We start from the raw sequence: 19,012 nt of genomic DNA on the forward strand, positions 1-19,012 counted from the left end.
ATTCCTAATCAAGCACCAAGCGGCGGGCGAGCGGACGCAAACCGTTTTTGCTGAATGCCAAGACCACGGAGTTGTTGCCCTGAAAGTGGTTCTAACGCACTCTTCCTCGGACGAGGGAGGTGGCGGCAAATGCGAAACATCAAAGAAGAAACACTTGATCCAGATGACTGGAACGCCGCACGGGCCCTAGCGCACGTCATAATAGATGAAGCAATTGACCACCTAGAGCAGGTGCGAGAACGCCCGGTTTGGCAACCTATGCCCGATGATGTCCGCGCGCATCTGAAACAGGCTTTGCCGGAAGACCCATGCACATTGGAACAGGTCTATGGCGACTATAGGGAATTCGTACGTGCTTATCCGATGGGTAATATTCACCCCCGCTTTTGGGGGTGGTACATGGGAGCAAGCAACTTCACCGGGGCATTGGGTGATTTCCTTGCCGCCGTAGAAGGAAGCAACCTAGGGGGCGGGAACACAGGCGCGGCACAGGTAGAACAGCAGGTTGTCGATTGGTTAAAGGAAATCGCTGGCTTTCCTGAAAGCGCCAGTGGAACCCTGACCAGCGGCGGGTCAATGGCAAACCTGATCGCGCACACGGTCATCCGTAACCTGGCCGCCGGTTTTGATGTGCGCGAAGAAGGTGTTTCTGCTTTGGAAAAGCCGCTGCGGTTTTACGCATCCGATCAGGTCCATAGTTGCCACCAAAAGGCGTTGGAAACCCTCGGCCTTGGCTCAAAAGCGCTGGTCGAGATACAAAGCGACGACCGCCAGAGGATTCAACTCGACGCGCTCGAGGCCGCAATCTCTGAAGACCGTGCGAAGGGGTTGCAGCCAGCTTGCGTGATCGGGACGGCGGGCACCACGAACACCGGAGCCATAGATGACCTGACCGCACTTGCGGATCTTTGTGATCGAGAGCGGCTTTGGTTTCACGTGGATGGATGCATCGGCGGCGTATTACGTCTTGCACCCGACCACGCGCATCTTGTGAAAGGGATGGAGCGGGCCGGCTCGGTTGCAATCGACCCTCACAAATGGCTGCACGCACCTTTCGAGGCTGGAGCCGTTTTGATCAAAGATGCCGAGGCTCATTTCGCGACCTTCGAAATGCATGGTGCCTATCTTCAATTGCAGGAACGCGGGATGATCGCAGGAAAATTCCTTGCCGATTACGGGCTAGAGCTTAGCCGTGGTTTCCGAGCTCTAAAGATTTGGATGGCGCTGCGGGAACATGGTACCGCAAAGTTTGGCCGCCTCATTTCACAAGACATCGCCCATGCACGCTATATGGCACACCAGATAGAAGCTCATCCAACGCTGGAACTTGTTGCTCCGGTAGACCTCAACATCGTGTGCTTCAGATATGTGGCGGCGGATGAGAGTGCAGCGAAGGCTCTCAACACAGAGATTATGCTCCGGCTTCAGGAACGCGGCCTTGCCGTGGCGTCTGACACAACTGTCCAAGGCAGGCACGGGCTTCGCTGTGCCTTCAACAACCATCGAACGAGACGCGACGATATTGATGGCTTTTTGCTTGACGTAGTTCGAGTTGGTGAGGAGGTTCTGTGCGAAAACAACCCCTAAGGTCACTGCGTGCCTTGGGGCGACCCTAGGGCATATTTGTGCCTCTTGGGTTCAGAGCGCGATCACCTGCCGTGATAGCTTTGCCCGCACTACGGTCAGTCAGCGAAACTTGAACTCAGGTTCTACAAGGAATCCCAATGGTTTGCTGCCACGATTCCCACTGCGCAGCGCTGTGACATTTCTTCCGTCCACGCGCATCCGGGATGTCAGGACCAGGGCTGGCCGCCCTACTGCTTTTTCCTGGACCTGGTCGACGGGTCGTTTTGCAAAATCGGACAAGAAATCGTTCGGTACTCCAGAACGCCTTGATCGAAAATTCGGAATCTTGTGCTGCTGTTTTTCCGGTTCTTCCAACGACAGCGATTGCAGGTCCCTAAATTTTGATCGGTATGCCTCAGCGGCTTCAAGGTGCTTTTTCTCGAACGCATAGACGTTCTGAGCTTCTTCGATCATTCTGGCGGCGTGAATGCACCCCTTGGACCGCACAAGCTCTGAGAGTTCGGCAATACGGTCAGAAATCAGGTTGTCATTCAGAACGACGGCTTTTTCGAACGATCCATGTTGTTTTACGTTGGGCATCTCGAGTGGCTCAGACAAGACGTTGAGTGGTGCACGATCAAACCTGATCTCGGACACAGGCTGAGGCGTAACAACACACGCAATTACCTGCCCTGTGACACAGAGTCGACCAACACGCACCAGATTGGCGGAAAGACGCCTCTTATGCGCTTTGGAATTAGACACCACGTTTGGGCAAACCCAAGCGCAGTTTTGTGCTTAGGTGCCAACCTGCTGAAACCAGATCAAATTTACCTTTAGCGTACACGCCGCGTGAACATGATCATCCGCCGCCGAAAACCGAGGCGAGTATCACCCAGGTACTCAGAAACATCCATGTTCCCGTGATCAGCCAAAACATAAACGGTCGATTCGAACGGTCAATTGGCTCGACAAAATCAGCACGCCCTGATTTCAGCGCCAGCCAAGTCCAGATCAGAAACAGCACGCCCCAAAACACCTGCAAATCCATAATCACAGCAAGCCAGACACAAACCAACGCAAGCAGGGACTTCCAAGCCAAACCATCAGTTGTGCTTCGGGCCGCCGCACGTGGGCTTTCACTGACCGCAACAGTATCCTGACCTACATTCTGGATCATGAAATGAGCCCCTTGCCGATCTGAAACCAATGCACGACCTTCTGGCAAGTCATTATGGTGACGCCCATCCCGGACTTTGATCTGCCGAATGGAATCGTCCTCCGACTTGACGCCAAAACAGGGCATCCAATAGCGAAATTTTCCGCGGATGGCCTCGGGCACCTCTTCGGCCTCAGCAACCACGCTTCCGTCAGGATGACGTATATCATAGCGCGGCCATGGGCTTGCCGAGCTCTTCTCAAAGCGCCACCCAAACAGGTCCGCATAAAACGGCGCGATCAGTTTGATATCAGGAACGTGGTGAAAACGGCTTATGACCTTACCAGCACCCGGTGCTCCGGCCTGTATGTCTGGACCCTCATACATCGTGAACCCGGCACCGGATGGATCCCGAACCAGCGCGATACGCGCCGCGTCGCCAAAGGTTTGAGGCTCCACTTCGATGATGGCGCCCTGATGTGTCCGGGCTTGTTCGACCTTTGCGTCCAGATCATCGACGTGCACATACGACATCCAAAAAGACGGCATGTTCATTTTCGCCAAACGATCCGGCATCGGGAAAACGGCCGCCACCTCCTGCCCGCCGATAGTGGCAAAGTCATAAGTGTCTTCTTCACCAAATGCCCAATTGAATATTCCGGCATAGTCCACTCTGGCAGCGCGCATGTCGTAGGTGGACAGGTCCGTCCACAGAAAATGTCCGTTTGCCATCGCGCCCTCTTTCCTGCTTCGATCCTATCCGAGCTATGACCGGCAAAGCGCCCTGTCCAGAGGCCGTACTATACACAGATTGCTTTAATGCCCTTCCCCCTGCACCAGCATATCCAACATGCCCGAGATATCTTCGATCTCTTCCGCGATTACATGAGTCACCGAATGCGCCCGCTGCATCCGGCCCGTCACCTTAAGCAAGCGACCTGAAATCACCGCGCGGCGAAATTGTTCGTAGATTTTGCGCCACACCACCACATTCACGATCCCGGTCTCATCCTCAAGCGTCAGAAAGATCACCCCCTTGGCCGTCCCCGGCCTCTGCCGCAGGATCACCAGCCCGGCCACGGCCACGCGCGCGCCCTCGGGCGGTGCTGTCAACTGATTTGACGGCAAACAAGATGGCGGGCGTGGCCAGTTCCGACTGGAAACCACAGAATGAACAGGGGCAACAAGCATGAGAACAAAAATAGAACAAACGCCAAGAAAGTCCAGACACGGCCTCAGGAGTCGCAAATGAGGCTGGAAAGACCTAAATGCCTTGACTAAGGAAGAATTCGAACATCGCAAAAGGAAGACGCACGCAATGGCAAAGATCACCTATGTCGAGCACGGCGGTACCGAACACACTGTCGAGGTCGCCAACGGACTGACCGTCATGGAAGGGGCCCGTGACAACAACATTCCCGGCATCGAGGCCGATTGCGGCGGCGCCTGCGCCTGCTCGACCTGCCACGTCTATGTCCACCCCGACTGGGTCGAAAAAATACCGGGCAAAGATGACATGGAAGAAGACATGCTGGACTTTGCCTACGAGCCCGACCCGGCCCGCTCGCGCCTGACCTGCCAGATCAAGGTCACCGACGCGCTGGACGGTCTGATCGTGCAAATGCCGGAAAAACAGATCTGATGCATTCCAAAGCGCCGCGTCCCTCCCGTCGCCTTTGGTGGCGTCGGACACGCGGCGCACTGACATCTCTGTGCCTTTGGGGATCGACCTTAGGCACCGCGACAGCTGCCGATCAAATCAAAGCGGCCAAATTCACAGAACCGACCACACGCTACGCGCACGGGGTCTTGGGCGACACTGTTGAATATGGTGCATTGGAACTTCGTGTTCAAAACACCGGCTCAAACCCAAAAACCGTAATCGTTCGCCTGCCGCAAGATCGCGTCTTCGAAGATCTCACACCACGACTTATCGATATTGATGCAGACGGAACTTTCGAAGCGATTGTCGTTGAATCTCAGGATCAACAAGGCGCGCAGCTGGCCATTTACAACGCAAGCGGCGCAAAAATCGCCTCCACACCTCATATCGGCACCCGCTTCCGCTGGCTCGCCCCAATCGGAGCAGCCGATTTGGACGGAGACGGCAATATCGAAATCGCCTATATCGACCGTCCGCACCTTGCCAAAACACTGCGCATCTGGCGCTACAAAGACAACGCCCTGACCCAGATCGCTTCGATACCCGGTCTGACCAACCACAAGATCGGTGAGGATTTCATCTCGGGCGGCCTGCGCACCTGCGGCGAACGCCCAGAACTGATCGTGGCCAGCGCCGACTGGTCACGGATCATGAGCGTTTCCTATGACAATGACTGGACCAAAATCGATCTCGGCCCTTTCAAAGGCCCCAACAGCCTCGCACAGGCCTTGAACTGCTGATCCGCCTCTTCATCTGGCTAAAAATACCTTGGGGGTGAGGCCGCAGGCCGAGGGGGCAAAGCCCCCTGCCCGATCACTTATCCAATGCACGCCACCCTATATCGCGTCGGTAAAACCCTTCGGGCCAATTCACACCATCAACCATCTTGTACGCCCGTTCCCGCGCCTCTTGCAGCGTGTCACCGCGCGCAGTCACGTTCAACACTCGCCCACCGGCGGCCTGCACCTGACCCTCAACAGCCTTGGTACCGGCATGGAACACCATGTTGCTGCTGTCTTCGGGCAAAGCATCCAGCCCCATGATGACCGAACCCTTTTCATAAGACCCCGGATAGCCTTTGGCCGCCATCACAACCGTCATCGCGTGATCATCGGCCCAGTTCACCCGCATATCGCCCAGCCGCCCTTCGGCTGCGGCATGCATCAAATCCATCGCTTGCGCACCAAGGCGCATCATCAGCACCTGACACTCGGGATCGCCAAAACGCACATTGTATTCCACCAGGCGTGGTTGTCCGTCCTTGATCATCAACCCAGCGTAAAGGACTCCCTGAAACGGCGTGCCGCGACGCTTCATTTCTGCCATGGTCGGGCGCACAATCTCTTCCATTGCGCGCGCTTCGACCTCAGCACTCAGCACCGGTGCCGGAGAATACGCGCCCATGCCACCCGTGTTCAGCCCGGTATCGCCTTCGCCAACACGCTTGTGGTCCTGAGCCGTCCCGACAGAGAGAATGTTCTCGCCATCGCAAAGAACAAAAAGCGAGGCTTCTTCGCCTTCCATGAACTCTTCGATGACAACTTCCGCACCAGCACCGCCAAAAGCGCCGCCGAACATGTCGTCAATAGCGTCCAGTGCGGTTTGTTCATCCATCGCAACAATCACGCCCTTGCCTGCGGCCAGACCGTCAGCCTTCACCACAATCGGCGCGCCTTGTTCGCGGATATAGGCCTTGGCAGGTTCGGCTTCGGTGAACCGGGCATAAGCTGCGGTGGGCGCGTTGGCCGCGTCGCAGATTTCCTTCGTAAAGCTTTTCGACGCTTCCAGCTTCGCCGCCTCGGCGGAGGGACCAAAAACCAGAACTCCGGCCTCGCGCAAGCGATCAGCCACCCCGGCAGCCAAAGGTGCCTCGGGTCCGACAATCACAAAGTCAATCGCGTTTTCTTCGGCGAAGCTGACAACAGCCCCGCCATTTTCAGTATCCAGCGCTGCACAGTCCGCGATCTGAGCGATTCCGGCATTGCCGGGAGCAACGATCAGACGGTCGCATTTTGGGTTTTGCAACACCGCCCAGGCGAGACTGTGTTCGCGCCCGCCGCTGCCGAGAATGAGGATGTTCATGAATGCTCTCCGATCTGCTTGGCCTTGCCTGCGCGGCGTTCTAAGCTGGCCCGGCATTTGAAACAAGGCGCTGAAATGTCCGATCTGCTTGATGACCCGATTCCGGGCCAAAATACCCCCGAATACACCGTTTCCGAGATCTCGGGAGAGGTGAAACGGACGCTCGAAGGCTCTTTCGGGCGAATCCGAGTGCGGGGTGAGGTCGGGCGCGTATTCAAAGCGCGTTCCGGGCATTTGTACTATGACATCAAAGATGACCGGAACGTTCTGGCCTGTACAACTTGGAAAGGGCAGATTTCCGGCCTGTCTGTTGTGCCGGAAGAAGGGTTGGAGGTTGTCGTCACCGGGCGCCTGACCGCATTTGGCGCGCAATCGAAATACAATCTGAATGTCGATGAGGTATCCGTCGCCGGACAAGGCGCATTGATGGCCTTGCTGGAGAAACGCAAGAAACAGCTTGAAGCCGAGGGTTTGTTTGCGCCCGAGCGAAAGAAGCCGTTGCCCTATCTGCCGAATATCATCGGTGTGGTGACATCGCCTTCGGGTGCTGTGATCCGTGACATTCTTCATCGCCTCAGGGACCGGTTCCCGCGTAAGGTGCTAATCTGGCCCGTGGCCGTCCAAGGGGCGAATTGCGCACCAGAAGTCGCCCGAGCTATTGAAGGGTTCAACCAATTGACGCCTGGCGGAGCTTTGCCCCGGCCCGACCTGATCATCGTCGCCCGCGGCGGCGGGTCTATCGAGGACCTCTGGGGCTTTAACGAAGAGGTCGTCGCCCGCGCCGCAGCTGCCTCGGACATTCCGCTGATCTCAGCCGTCGGGCACGAAACCGATACAACGCTGATCGACTTTGTCTCGGATCGTCGCGCGCCCACGCCCACTGCCGCAGCAGAGCTTGCCGTGCCCGTCCGCATGGAGTTGCTTGCATGGACCGGAGAGCAAGGTGCGCGGTTGTCCCGTGCGGCAACGAATGCAGTTCAACGCCGAACGCAAAGGCTGCACGATCTGTCCCGCGCCTTGCCGCGTCCGGAAACCCTGTTGAACACCCCACGCCAACGCCTTGATTTGATTGCAGATCGCCTGACACCCGCCTTGACCCGTGGCGTTCAAAACCGCCGTCTGCAAGTCGTCGAACTGTCGGCCCACCTACGCCCCTCGACCCTACGCGGTTTGGTAACAACGCGTCAGGAGTCACTGCGCAACCTGTCGTCACGCCTGTCTCTGCGCCCGATTCAGCGCGAGATCGACCAGCAGCGGCAGAGCCTTGCCCGGCTTAACGATCGAATGAACACCGCTCAGACCACGCGGCTGGAACGCCTTCAGCAACGACTTGAGGCCACCGACCGCCTGCGCGAAACGCTCAGTTACAAAGCCACTTTGGAACGGGGATATGCGGTCGTCCGTGCGGACGGCGACGTGATTACCACCAAAGCCCAGGCGGCCAAACATGCGGCGCTTGAGATCGAGTTCGCAGATGGCATTCTCAGCACCGGCGCCACGGCAAAACCGACGCCCAAGAAACCCAAACCGGACGCCCCGGATCAGGGATCACTGTTCTAAGCCATGCTGACCATCTGGGGCCGTAAAACGTCATCGAATGTTCAGGCCCTGATGTGGTGTGTCGGTGAGTTGGGGTTGGATTGCCGCCGCCACGATCTGGGACACAGGTTCGGAGGGCTGGACACTGATGAATTCCATCAATTGAACCCAAACAGAACCATCCCTGTCATACGCGATGGCGACCATCCGCCCCTCTGGGAAACCGGTGCAATTCTCCGCTACCTAGCCAATTCATACGGGACTCAAAGGTTTTGGCCCCGCGATCCGGTGCACCAGACCGAAGTCGATAAATGGGCGGAATGGGCCAAGATTAACGTCGCGATGGCATTCACCGTGCCCGTGTTTTGGCAGGTTACCCGAATCCCAAAGGCGGAACAGGACCAGCAGGCAATCGAACAAGCTGTGACCACTTTGGAAAACAAGCTGACACTTGCAGACGCTCAACTGTCCCAACACGCCTTCCTGTGTGGCACCGACCTGACCTTGGCCGACATTCAGCTGGGGCACGTTCTGTATCGCTATTACGATATCGACATATCCCGCGCAGTGCTCCCAAACCTGCGCCGGTATTATGAGACACTGGCGGAAAGGTGTGCCTATCAGAACCATGTGATGATCAGTTGTGAAGACCTGCGCGTGCCCTGATCACACACCAACCTCAGGCCCATAGCACACCATTTCCTCGCCAAGTTCTTCGGCCTCATATAACTCCGTCGCCTCCGGGTTGCCTTCAAACTGCGCAACCAGACCGCCGCCAGATTGCGTAAAAACCCAGCATTGAGGGTCGAGTCTGTCTTCGTAGACAAAGCAGATCTGCTCGTCCCTTTGATACCAGACGCCTTCTTTGCAATTGCCATCCAGAAAAGACCAGATCACACGCCGGTTCGGCAGATACCGTTCAACCCCGTATACCTGACCCTCGAACCCGTAGAACAGAGTTTTGCCCTGCGTGTAGCTATCGAATTCCGGTCCAGACAACGGGGTCTGGGCCGCAACGGATTGCGCAGCAAAGCCTGCGAGAATCATCCAGTATCTAAGCATAAGTACATTCTGCCAGAAGCGCTTAAGCTGTGCCATTCACCCTTTGCCTCTGGGTTCATCACAGTTCCCTTAACTCAACGTAAGCGCTTGATTTCAATATTCACCTCGGATGAAGTCGTTTGGAAACTGTCGGGGGACCCATGACCAACGTACTCTTTTGGATCGCTCTCGGCTGTGCCCTTGGCTATTTGCCGCTGACAGCGCGCCCGGCCTCAGCCTTGCGCACGGTATTGAAAACCGCTTCCGTGGCTGCCTTGACCATGATCGCCTTTTTGAATGGCGGACCCTGGTTGCTGGTTTTGGCGCTCATCTTATGCGCAACGGGCGACGCACTGTTATCGCGCGAAACGGATGCCACGTTTATGTCGGGCATTGCCGCCTTTGCCGGCGGACATCTGGCTTACATCACGCTGTTCATGACCTACCCGACCAGTAACGCTGGCCTAATCTGGAACGCGCCCGCAACGGTATGGTCTCTCGTCATTCTGGGCATCATCATGGCCACGACACTTGCACCCCACGCCGGTGATCTGAAAGGGCCTGTTCTGGCCTATATCCCCATCATCCTTGGGATGGGTATCACTGTTCTGGCACTGCCGGACACGGGCGCTTTGCGGTGGGCTTTTCCCGCCGCCATCGCCTTCATCGCGTCCGATCTGGTCCTTGCGACTGAAAAGTTCCTGCTGCCACCAAGCCATCCGGCCCTCAAGGCAACGCCCTATTTGGTCTGGCCCCTTTATTGGGGCGCACAGCTTGGTTTTGTCCTTGCATTCGCGTGACCCTTTGCAACTGCCGCAAATCCGCATTAGGTGAAGGGAACACCTGCGGAGACACTACATGGCGTTTTTCTCAAAGCTAAAGGATAAGCTGTTCAAATCCTCCTCTCGCCTGGAAGAGGGGCTGGAAGCCATCGTCGAAGATGGCGGCGAGGAAACGACCGCGCCTGACCCGGTGATCCCCGAACCAAAGCCCGAACCGCAACCGGTCCCCGAGGTTCCGGAACCCGCGCCGGTGCCACAACCTGTTGAGCCGCCCGCCCCAATCCCTGCCGATCCCACGCCGGTCGCGCCTCCACCCGAGATACCGGAATCCAAAGGCATCCTGAACCGCCTGTTCAATCGCGGTGGCACCACAACGGAAATACGCCGCACACTCGATGACGACATGCTGGAGCAACTCGAAGAGCTGCTGATCGCCTCTGACATGGGTGTCGACACGGCCTTGCGCGTCACCTCGAACATGGCCGAGGGCCGCTTTGGCCGCAAACTTTCAACACGTGAAATCAAGCAATTGCTGGCACAAGAGGTGGCCCGCGTGATGGAGCCGGTAGCCAAGCCCCTGCCGATCTATCCCAAACGCCCGCAAGTGGTGCTGGTGGTCGGCGTCAACGGCTCGGGCAAGACCACGACCATCGGCAAACTGGCCAGCCAGTTCAAAGAAGCGGGCAAGAAAGTTGTCATCGCCGCCGGTGACACCTTCCGCGCCGCGGCCGTTGAACAACTGCAAGTCTGGGGCGATCGGGCCGGGGTTCCTGTGCTGACCGCGCCAGAAGGCTCGGACCCCGCCAGTCTGGCGTTCGATGCCCTGACCCGCGCACAGGCCGAAGGTGCCGATCTGCTGATGATAGACACAGCAGGCCGTTTGCAAAACCGTGCTGACCTGATGGAAGAGCTGGCCAAGATTGTCCGCGTCATCCGCAAGGTCGATGACACAGCGCCGCACAACACCCTGCTGGTCCTCGACGCCACAACAGGACAGAACGCCCTGAGCCAGGTGGAGACTTTCCGCAAGCTGGCTGACGTTTCGGGATTGGTCATGACCAAATTGGATGGCACCGCCAAAGGCGGCGTACTCGTCGCTTTGGCGGACAAATTCGGCCTGCCCATCCACGCCATTGGTGTGGGCGAACAGATCGACGATCTCGCCCCCTTCGACCCCGAAGAATTCGCCGCCGCCCTGACCGGTCTCGACAAAGGCTGATCCGCCCCTTCATCTGGCTAAAAATACCTTCGGGGGTCTGGGGGTGGAAAACCCCCAGCCTCACCGCCCAGCAAAAGGTTGGCATCTTTGAGTAACTGGCTGATCTCATTGGAAGGGACCGAAGCAGGCCACCAGCTTGCGCTTGGACTAGCCCTGATGGCGGCTTTCCTTCATGCCGTGTTTGGGGCTCTGCAAAAGGGGCGTCATGATCCGTGGCTGTCTCGTGGGGCCATTGATGCCAGTTACTGCCTAATGGCCGCGCCCTTTGCCTTCTTTGTGGTGCCCTGGCCCGAACCGCATATGTGGCCGATCTTCGCGCTCGTCTGGCTGATTCATATCGCCTACAAGACGCTTCAGGCCATGGCGTATACCAAAGGCTCCTACACGGTTGTCTATCCGGTCGTGCGCGGAACCGGGCCATTGTTCACCGTCATCGGCGCATATCTGTTGTTCGGCGAGACGTTCACGACAGTGCAGTGGCTGGGCGTGGCAACCCTGCTTGCCGGCATATTCGGGTTGGCCGCATACAACTTACGATTTCTGGAAACCAACCGCGACACGCTGGGTATCGCGCTGGTCTTGGCGATCATCACCGGCCTCTTTGTGGCGCTTTACACCACGTATGACGCCTACGGCATTCGCGCCACCGCCGACCCGTTCACCTTTCTGGCCTGGTTTTTCATGATTGATGGCGCAGCCATGCCCATCTATGCCTTTCTCAGATGGCGCGCCATGATTGACCGCCCAGCTATCGGCCCCCTGATGTTGCGCGGGCTGGCCGGAGGCCTGATCGCTCCGTTGTCTTTCGGAGCAATCATGTTGGCCACCCGGTTGGATAAAGTGGGCGAGGCCGCGGTTCTCCGCGAGACCTCAACCGTCTTTGCGGCATTGATCGGCTGGCTTGTGTTAAAGGAGACCGTCGGCCCCCGGCGTATTGCCCTGATGGCATTGATTGCACTTGGTGCCGTAATAGTTGAAATGGGCGGGTAAACAGCAGGATATACAGATGACAGGCAAAAAAGACATCAACCCGTTTCTCAAACAGGTGCTCGAGCTTGGCCCCCCATTGGCCTTCTTCTTCATCTACCTGCGCCTGCGCGATGATAGTTTTCTGATTGGTGGCGTCGAGTATTCCGGCTTTATCGTTGCAACGATCATCTTTGTCCCCCTGATGCTGGGCGCCATGGCAATCCTGTGGTACCTGACCGGCAAACTCAGCCGGATGCAAATATTCACCGCATTCATGGTGCTTTTCTTCGGTGGCCTCACCGCTTGGTTCAATGACGAGCGGTTCTTCAAGATGAAGACCACGCTGGTCTACGGCCTGTTTGCCCTGATCCTGGGCGTCGGCCTGTTGCAAAAGAAATCTTATCTCGCCTATGTTTTGGAAGAACTGCTTCCAATGAAGCAGGAAGGCTGGATGATTCTGACCCGCCGACTGTGTGGCTGTTTTGCTGTTTTGGCCGCCGCAAACGAACTTGTCTGGCGCACGATGTCTACCGACATGTGGGTCAAGATCGAGACCTTTGGCTTTCCCATTGCCCTAATGGCTTTTCTGATGCTGCAATTCAGCATGTTGCAGCACTATATGGAGGACCCGGAACAGAAATAGCTCCCGTCACATCAGCCAGGTCCGCCAAAACAAACAAAATTCTTGGATAATGAGCCGAGCTATGTGAAATTGAGTGACTACCCACTCACTCACCTCGCCCAAGATCGGTGCATACATGACGGCCTTCCCCAACAGCGGCTTCCTTTCCGAAGCTTCCGACGGGCTCAGAGAAATGCTTTCGGCTCAAGCGACCGAAATTTCCCTGGCCCAAGGCGACACACTTTTTGAACAAGGCGACGAGGGCGACGCGCTCTACGCAATATTAGACGGCACGCTTGAAGTGTCTTTTCTGGCCATGAGCGGGCGCAAGCTGACCCTGACTCTTATGCGCCCCGGCGAAGTTTTTGGCGAAATAGCCCTGTTCGACAATGGCCCGCGCACAGCAACCATTGCTGCGGCCGAAGCCTCGCGCGTTCTGCGTGTGCGCCGCAATGACGTCTTGAAACAGATCCGGCGACATCCTGATCTCGCAGAGGATTTAATCCGGCTGGCCGGATTGCGGATGCGGTACATGGGGTCTCAGTTGAACGAGCAGGTCTTTTTGCCCATGCCCATTCGACTGGCGCGAAGGCTGCTGCAACTGTCTGGTTTGCAGGACAACCCGTCCGAACGCATTACGCTGTCGCAAAGCGAACTGGCCGAGTTTGTCGGGGCGACGCGAGAAGCGGTGTCCAAAACAATCTCTGGATGGAAACGTGACAATGTCGTGGAAGCGTCCCGCGGCGGATTGCTGATTCAGGACTTTGCAGCATTACGTGAGTTAGCCGAATCCGACCTGATCTGAGTCGGTGTGATCTTGTTCACAGACCCACGTTCCAACATGACCTAGGGTGAAGTTGTTACCGTAGGAGGTCAGAGAATCATCCCCGATATCTGTCCACTGACCTCTCCCTGTATCTGAGCCATACGCAACTATTGCGTATGGCTCATTTTTTTGTTGCTGGTGTTCCTGCCCACAATACCGGGCGAACAACGAAAAAGGCCGGGATTTTATCCCGGCCCCTTGCTCTTATTCCTCCAGGCTCAGCGCCACAAACCGTGGATCCCCGCCCCTGCGCACCAATAGCAGCAAAGACTTTCTGCCAGCTTCGCGCGATTCTTCCATCCGCTGCTCCAGATCTCCGATGGTTTCCACTTTTTGCTGCCCTGCCTCGGTGATCAGATCACCAGCCCGCAACCCCTTGGCATAAGCCTCGGACGCCTGATCGACGTCAGAAATCACCAGACCTTCGGCATCCGCATCCAGGCCCAGATCTTCGCGCAACGTATCCGTCAATGGTGAGATGGTAAGACCCAGAATATCCGCATTCTCATCAACCGGGGCCTCCTCAGCTTCCGGTTCGCCGGTTTCGGCACGTTCTGCGTCTTCACGACGACCCAACGTAACCAGCACAGTCTGGGTACCGCCATCACGGTGCACGATCACGCGCACGGCCTTTCCGACTTCGGTTTCGCCTACCTGACGAACCAGACCGCGTGTATCCTCGACCTCGACACCATCAAAACTGGTGATCACGTCGCCGGCCTTCAGCCCCGCCTCTTTCGCCGGGCCTTCCGGTACATCGCTGATCAAGGCACCGCCGGGCTTCTCAAGCCCCATGGCTTCGGCCATGTCCGGTGTTACGTCCTGAATACGCACACCCAACCACCCACGGCGCGTTTCGCCAAACTCACGCAACTGATCAACAACTTTGACAACAACGTTCGAGGCCATCGAAAAACCGATTCCGATTGAGCCACCGTTTGGTGACAGGATCGCAGTGTTCACGCCTATCACTTCACCATCCATGTTGAAAAGCGGACCGCCCGAGTTGCCTCGGTTGATTGCGGCATCAGTTTGAATGTAGTCGTCATAAGACCCGCTGAGTTCCCGGTTACGGGCCGATACGATACCAGCCGAGACGGAAAAGCCCTGCCCCAGCGGGTTGCCCATGGCGATCACCCAATCGCCCACGCGCGCAACATCGCTGTCCCCGAAGGTTACATATTTCAACGGACCGGACGCCTCGACCTTGAGCAAAGCGATATCGGTTTTCTCATCAGTTCCGATGACTTTGGCTACCAGCTCTTTCCTGGGCTGACCGTCACCCGGGAAGAATTCCACAAGGATTTCATCGGCCTCGGCAATGACATGGTTGTTGGTGACAATAAACCCGTCTTCCGAGATCACGAAACCCGAACCCAAGGCGTTGCTGCGGCGCGGAGCGTCGTTGTCGTCGTCGCCGTTTCTATCCTGAAACTCGCGAAAGAAATCCTCGAACGGGGAACCTTCGGGCACGATGCCCTGCGGCCCTGTTTGGTTTTCGATCAGTGTGCTCGTGGTGATATTCACCACCGCAGGGCTGATCTTTTCGGCCAACGGTGCCAGGCTTTCGCCCCTTGCCTGTGCGGCAACAGTTTGCGCCAGCAAAAGCAGCGAACCGGCAAAGGCCAGCCACATCAGCCGCATCCAAACACTCACTTCGTCCCACCGGACGGATACACTGCGCGCTTTCGCCTGCACTTGAGCTCTCCTTGTTGACATTCTTGCCAGAACCGCCGGTACACGGTCTGTCTTGTCAACCAATGTAGTCAGTTTGGTCGGGCTAGCAACTCGGGATCGCGGGGAAATCACCGCCAAGTGAAGCTCTGGCCTCAAAAACCCAGTTGATGCGCGCCCCAAAGCAGGATCAACCCGCTGATGACGCATAGCAGCCCCATCAAACGGCGCGCCTGTTCAGGTATTGACCGGAACGCTTCGAGCATACGCTCGATAAGCGAAGGGGCCAGCGCATAGGCCAGCCCCTCGACAATCAGCACCAGCCCGAAAGCCAGAAGGATCATACCCATTACTGGGTCGCCTGCCCTGTGGGCGATTTCAAGTAGTTGAAGAACTCGGAATCCGGGCTCAGCACCATCGAGCTGTTGCTGCCACCCAGCGCACGCTCATAGGCGGACAGCGAGCGGTAGAACTCGAAGAATTCCGGGTCTTTACCAAAGGCTTCGGCGAAGATCGCGTTGCGTTCGGCATCGGCCTCACCGCGAATGATTTCGGCTTCACGATTGGCGTCCGAGACCAGTTCAACCACGGTCCGGTCGGCTTGGGCGCGAACACGCTGCGCCGCTTCGTTACCGCGGGCGCGTTCGTCGGTTGCTTCACGTTCCCGTTCCGCCTTCATCCGGTCGAAGGTTGCCTCAAGGTTGGCTTGCGGCAGATCAGTCGCTTTCAGGCGCACGTCGATCACATTGACGCCCAGCGCTCGCGCCTCGGCGATGGCGCTGTTACGGATGCGCAGCATAAGCGCCGCACGGTCCGAGCTAAGGATGTCGCGCGAGGATACCGAACCCAGAACTTCGCGGGTTTCAGCACGCAAAATGCGGTCCAGACGATCTTCGGCAACCGGAATGCCACCAACACCAACGGCTTGACGGAACTGCTCCAGATCTGAAATCCGGTAGCGGGCAAAAGCGTCAACCACCAAACGCCGATCATCCAGAGGTGTTACTTCAAGCGGCTGCACATCGATAGAAAGGATGCGGTCGTCGTAACGCACCACTTCCTGGATCAACGGGATTTTGAACGCCAGACCAGGCTCTTCCTTGACCGTGACAACCCGGCCAAATTGCAGAACCAGTGCCCGCTCGCGTTCATCCACGATGAAAATCGAAGATAAAACGCCAACAATCGCGAGAAAGACGACCGGCAGGATAAATGTCGTTTTACGCATCAGTTGCTCTCCTGTCCGGAATTGCGGCGAAGCTCATTGAGCGGCAGATAGGGTACAACCCCCTGCCCCTGACCAGTAGAGTTCTCATCCAGAATGATTTTGTCCACGTCACCCAGAACCTGCTCCATCCGTTCCAGATACAGGCGCTTGCGGGTCACATCTGGCGCTTTAGAGTATTCTTCCAGAACCGCGCTGAAACGGCTGGCCTCACCCTGTGCGCTGTTGATCTGCTGGGCGCGGTATGCTTCGGCCTCTTCCAGAACCTGAGCAGCCTCACCACGGGCTTCGGCGAGTACACGGTTCGCGTAGGCGTCCGCAACATTCTGCAAGCGGTCACGTTCCTGAGCAGCGGCCTGAACATCACGGAAGGCAGCAATCACGTCTTGCGGCGGGTCAGCCTTGTCAAAGTTCACACGAACGATGTTCACGCCCGAGTCGTAGCTGTCCATCGTTGCCTGAATCAGTTCCTGCAGGCGGTCGGCGATAATACCACGATCCCGGTTCAGAATCGGTGCCAGTTCGCTCTGCGCGATAATCTCACGCATCGCAGATTCCGACACGGCGCGAATGGTTTGGCGTGGATCGCGCAGATTGAACAGGAATTTGGCAGGATCATTGATGTTCCAGACCACTTGATAATCGATATCGACGACGTTTTCGTCACCGGTCAACATCAGGCCGTCATCACTGCCACGGGCACCGCCCATGTCTTCGTTCTGTTCGCGTGTCACCGGAATGACCTCAGCGGTAACAAACGGCCAGGGCGCAAAATTCAGACCGGGATTACCGACGGCCGAGAATTCACCCAAGAACAACTCAACCGACTGTTCTTCCGGTTTAACGGTGTAGAAACTCGCCAGACCCCAAAGACCTGCAGCGACCAGAACGCCAATTGCAATCGTGCCCTTGGTAAAGGCCGGACCACCGCCGCCTTGACCGCCACTGCCACCTTTGCCCGAACCGCCGCGACCGCCCATCAGAACGCGCAGTTGCTCTTGGCCCTTCTTCATCAGCTCATCGATCTCGGGAATCTGCGGGCCATCGCCTTCGGGCGGGCGACGCCCGTCCCCGTTATTTCCCCGATTTCCTCCGCCACCGGAAGAGCCTCCGCCCCCCCAGGGGCCACCGCTGTTGCCCGCCATATGTACATGTTCCCTTGTGTTTGACCGTGTGATCACGGCGTCCTTTGTAACTTGTGTGCGCGCGGTTGCAAATCAAGCCGTGCGCACAGGTTGCCGCATTGTCACCAGTTCTTCGGCCATCACCGGATGCACGGCGACAGTACGGTCAAAATCTTCTTTGGTCGCCCCCATCTTTACGGCGATTCCGGCAAGCTGGATCATCTCACCAGCACCGGGGGCGACAATATGGCAGCCAAGAACCTTGCGTGTGGCCTGACTGACCAGAATCTTCATCAGAACCCGCTGCGTTCCGCCCGCGAACGATTTCTGCATCGGCTTAAACGACGTGGCATAGACTTCGATCGGTTCTTGCGCCGCGGCCTCTTCTTCGCTCAGACCAACAGTTCCGAATTCCGGCTGCGTAAAGATCGCTGTCGGGATCAGTTCGTGATCCACAGGTGTCGGGTTACCTTTGAAGACGGTCTCTACAAAAGCCATTCCCTCGCGGATCGCAACCGGTGTCAGGTTCACCCGATCCGTGACGTCACCAATAGCGTAAATCGAAGGCACTGCGGTCTGGCTGTATTCATTTACGACAATCTCACCCTTGCGACCGCGTTCAACGCCCAGGTCTTCCAGCCCAAGGTTATCGGCATTTGGCGCACGGCCCGTGGCGTACATAACGACGTCAAAACGATCCTCGGTGCCATCGGTCGCCTTGACGCGGATCTGGTCCCCGTCTTTGGTCATTTCCAGCACGTTGGTGCCCAGTCGCACGTCTATTCCGTTCTGGCGCATCTCTTCACAGATCAACCCGCGCGCTTCTTCATCAAAGCCGCGCAGGATTTGCGCGCCGCGATAGAACTGGGTGGTCTTGACGCCCAGCCCATTCATGATCCCGGCAAACTCGCTGGCGATATAGCCACCGCCGACGATCAGGATGCTTTCAGGCAACTTGTCCAGGTGGAAAATCTCGTTCGAGGTGATCGCCAGGTCTGATCCCGGGAAATCAGGCACGACCGGACGGCCACCCGTGGCGATCAGAATATGCTTAGCGGTTTTTTGGGTACCATCAGTCAATTCGACTGTGTGCGCATCCACAAGACGAGCGCGCTGATCAAAGCTTTCCACTCCGTTGTTTTTCAGGATGTTACGATAGATACCTTCCAGCCGATCCAGTTCCGTCACCAACTTGCCGTGGAAGGTATTCCAGTTGAATGCACCGGGTTGAATGTCCCAGCCATAAGCTTGTGCATCACCCACCATGCCCGAGTATTCGCTGGCAAAGACCATCAGCTTCTTGGGCACACAGCCCCGGATCACGCAGGTGCCGCCATAGCGGTCTTCTTCGGCGAGCGCGACTTTGGCACCGGTTTCACCCGCCGCCACACGCGCAGCACGGACCCCCCCCGAGCCTCCGCCGATGACAAAAAGATCATAGTCAAAGCTCATGCCGGTTTCCTTCGTTCAACTTGCAAAATCCTCTGGATATCTGGGCGCAAAAACCCTGGCGCCAACCCC

20 protein-coding genes are annotated in these 19,012 nt (G+C 57.1%); 10 read left to right on the forward strand and 10 right to left on the reverse strand.

The genetic code is table 11. The annotated features are described in order from the left end of the window. The first annotated feature begins 129 nt into the window (after window positions 1-129). Window positions 130-1,587, forward strand: coding sequence for a pyridoxal-dependent decarboxylase (locus GOV85_RS02585; RefSeq protein ID WP_171174740.1), 1,458 nt, complete (start codon window positions 130-132; stop codon window positions 1,585-1,587). A 99-nt stretch (window positions 1,588-1,686) separates the two neighbouring features. Here GOV85_RS02585 and GOV85_RS02590 read toward each other — a convergent pair whose 3' ends face one another. From GOV85_RS02590 to GOV85_RS02600, 3 genes are all read right to left on the reverse strand, one after another. Further along, on the reverse strand, window positions 1,687-2,040 hold the full coding sequence (locus GOV85_RS02590) for a hypothetical protein (RefSeq protein WP_171174742.1): 354 nt from the start codon (window positions 2,038-2,040) through the stop codon (window positions 1,687-1,689). A gap of 388 nt (window positions 2,041-2,428) precedes the next feature. Further along, window positions 2,429-3,457, reverse strand: coding sequence for a VOC family protein (locus tag GOV85_RS02595; protein WP_171174744.1), 1,029 nt, complete (start codon window positions 3,455-3,457; stop codon window positions 2,429-2,431). Between the two features lie 84 nt (window positions 3,458-3,541). Continuing rightward, window positions 3,542-3,916 (reverse strand): OB-fold nucleic acid binding domain-containing protein, encoded by a 375-nt coding sequence (locus GOV85_RS02600; RefSeq protein WP_171174746.1) that lies wholly within the window; start codon window positions 3,914-3,916, stop codon window positions 3,542-3,544. A 127-nt stretch (window positions 3,917-4,043) separates the two neighbouring features. Between GOV85_RS02600 and GOV85_RS02605 the strand changes: the two genes are divergently transcribed. Continuing rightward, on the forward strand, window positions 4,044-4,367 hold the full coding sequence (locus GOV85_RS02605; RefSeq protein WP_171174748.1) for a 2Fe-2S iron-sulfur cluster-binding protein: 324 nt from the start codon (window positions 4,044-4,046) through the stop codon (window positions 4,365-4,367). Beyond that, window positions 4,367-5,128: a VCBS repeat-containing protein gene (locus tag GOV85_RS02610; protein WP_245223144.1), complete on the forward strand. Its 762-nt coding sequence runs from the start codon at window positions 4,367-4,369 to the stop codon at window positions 5,126-5,128. Before GOV85_RS02605 ends, GOV85_RS02610 begins: the two co-directional genes overlap by 1 nt. A gap of 73 nt (window positions 5,129-5,201) precedes the next feature. Here GOV85_RS02610 and purD read toward each other — a convergent pair whose 3' ends face one another. After that, window positions 5,202-6,470: a phosphoribosylamine--glycine ligase gene (gene purD, locus GOV85_RS02615; RefSeq protein WP_171174750.1), complete on the reverse strand. Its 1,269-nt coding sequence runs from the start codon at window positions 6,468-6,470 to the stop codon at window positions 5,202-5,204. Window positions 6,471-6,545: 75 nt separating this feature from the next. Between purD and xseA the strand changes: the two genes are divergently transcribed. Both xseA and GOV85_RS02625 read left to right on the forward strand, forming a co-directional pair. Further along, window positions 6,546-8,030, forward strand: coding sequence for an exodeoxyribonuclease VII large subunit (gene xseA / locus GOV85_RS02620; RefSeq protein ID WP_171174752.1), 1,485 nt, complete (start codon window positions 6,546-6,548; stop codon window positions 8,028-8,030). A gap of 3 nt (window positions 8,031-8,033) precedes the next feature. Beyond that, the gene (locus GOV85_RS02625; protein ID WP_171174754.1) at window positions 8,034-8,675 is read left to right on the forward strand and encodes a glutathione S-transferase family protein; all 642 of its coding nucleotides are present in this window, start codon (window positions 8,034-8,036) and stop codon (window positions 8,673-8,675) included. On the opposite strand, the gene GOV85_RS02630 is transcribed toward GOV85_RS02625, so the two are convergent. Then, entirely contained in the window at window positions 8,676-9,056 is a 381-nt protein-coding gene (locus tag GOV85_RS02630; RefSeq protein WP_171176199.1) for a hypothetical protein, read from the reverse strand. A 155-nt stretch (window positions 9,057-9,211) separates the two neighbouring features. Here GOV85_RS02630 and GOV85_RS02635 point away from each other — a divergent pair, with 155 nt between their 5' ends. From GOV85_RS02635 to GOV85_RS02655, 5 genes are all read left to right on the forward strand, one after another. Beyond that, window positions 9,212-9,850 (forward strand): lysoplasmalogenase, encoded by a 639-nt coding sequence (locus GOV85_RS02635; protein ID WP_171174756.1) that lies wholly within the window; start codon window positions 9,212-9,214, stop codon window positions 9,848-9,850. Between the two features lie 58 nt (window positions 9,851-9,908). Further along, window positions 9,909-11,051: a signal recognition particle-docking protein FtsY gene (gene ftsY / locus GOV85_RS02640; RefSeq protein WP_171174758.1), complete on the forward strand. Its 1,143-nt coding sequence runs from the start codon at window positions 9,909-9,911 to the stop codon at window positions 11,049-11,051. 87 nt (window positions 11,052-11,138) lie between these two features. Then, window positions 11,139-12,041: an EamA family transporter gene (locus tag GOV85_RS02645; RefSeq protein ID WP_171174760.1), complete on the forward strand. Its 903-nt coding sequence runs from the start codon at window positions 11,139-11,141 to the stop codon at window positions 12,039-12,041. Between the two features lie 16 nt (window positions 12,042-12,057). Continuing rightward, window positions 12,058-12,663, forward strand: coding sequence for an inner membrane-spanning protein YciB (locus GOV85_RS02650; RefSeq protein WP_171174762.1), 606 nt, complete (start codon window positions 12,058-12,060; stop codon window positions 12,661-12,663). 115 nt (window positions 12,664-12,778) lie between these two features. Beyond that, window positions 12,779-13,447 carry a Crp/Fnr family transcriptional regulator gene (locus tag GOV85_RS02655; RefSeq protein WP_171176201.1) on the forward strand — a complete coding sequence of 223 codons (669 nt, stop codon included), beginning with the start codon at window positions 12,779-12,781 and terminating at the stop codon, window positions 13,445-13,447. Window positions 13,448-13,672: 225 nt separating this feature from the next. Here GOV85_RS02655 and GOV85_RS02660 read toward each other — a convergent pair whose 3' ends face one another. The 5 genes from GOV85_RS02660 to gor all read right to left on the reverse strand — a co-directional run bounded on the left by GOV85_RS02660 (window position 13,673) and on the right by gor (window position 18,943). Then, window positions 13,673-15,187: a Do family serine endopeptidase gene (locus tag GOV85_RS02660; protein ID WP_171174764.1), complete on the reverse strand. Its 1,515-nt coding sequence runs from the start codon at window positions 15,185-15,187 to the stop codon at window positions 13,673-13,675. Between the two features lie 110 nt (window positions 15,188-15,297). Further along, entirely contained in the window at window positions 15,298-15,492 is a 195-nt protein-coding gene (locus GOV85_RS02665; RefSeq protein WP_171174766.1) for a DUF2065 domain-containing protein, read from the reverse strand. Continuing rightward, window positions 15,492-16,370, reverse strand: coding sequence for a protease modulator HflC (gene hflC / locus GOV85_RS02670; RefSeq protein WP_171174768.1), 879 nt, complete (start codon window positions 16,368-16,370; stop codon window positions 15,492-15,494). Before hflC ends, GOV85_RS02665 begins: the two co-directional genes overlap by 1 nt. Next, a complete protein-coding gene (gene hflK, locus GOV85_RS02675; protein WP_171174770.1) occupies window positions 16,370-17,512 on the reverse strand; it encodes an FtsH protease activity modulator HflK in 1,143 nt (380 codons plus the stop codon). Before hflK ends, hflC begins: the two co-directional genes overlap by 1 nt. 72 nt (window positions 17,513-17,584) lie before the next feature. Further along, window positions 17,585-18,943: a glutathione-disulfide reductase gene (gene gor / locus GOV85_RS02680; RefSeq protein WP_171174772.1), complete on the reverse strand. Its 1,359-nt coding sequence runs from the start codon at window positions 18,941-18,943 to the stop codon at window positions 17,585-17,587. Window positions 18,944-19,012: the final 69 nt, after the last annotated feature.

The sequence above is a fragment of the Ruegeria sp. HKCCA4633 genome, assembly GCF_013034605.1.
Taxonomy (GTDB): domain Bacteria; phylum Pseudomonadota; class Alphaproteobacteria; order Rhodobacterales; family Rhodobacteraceae; genus Ruegeria.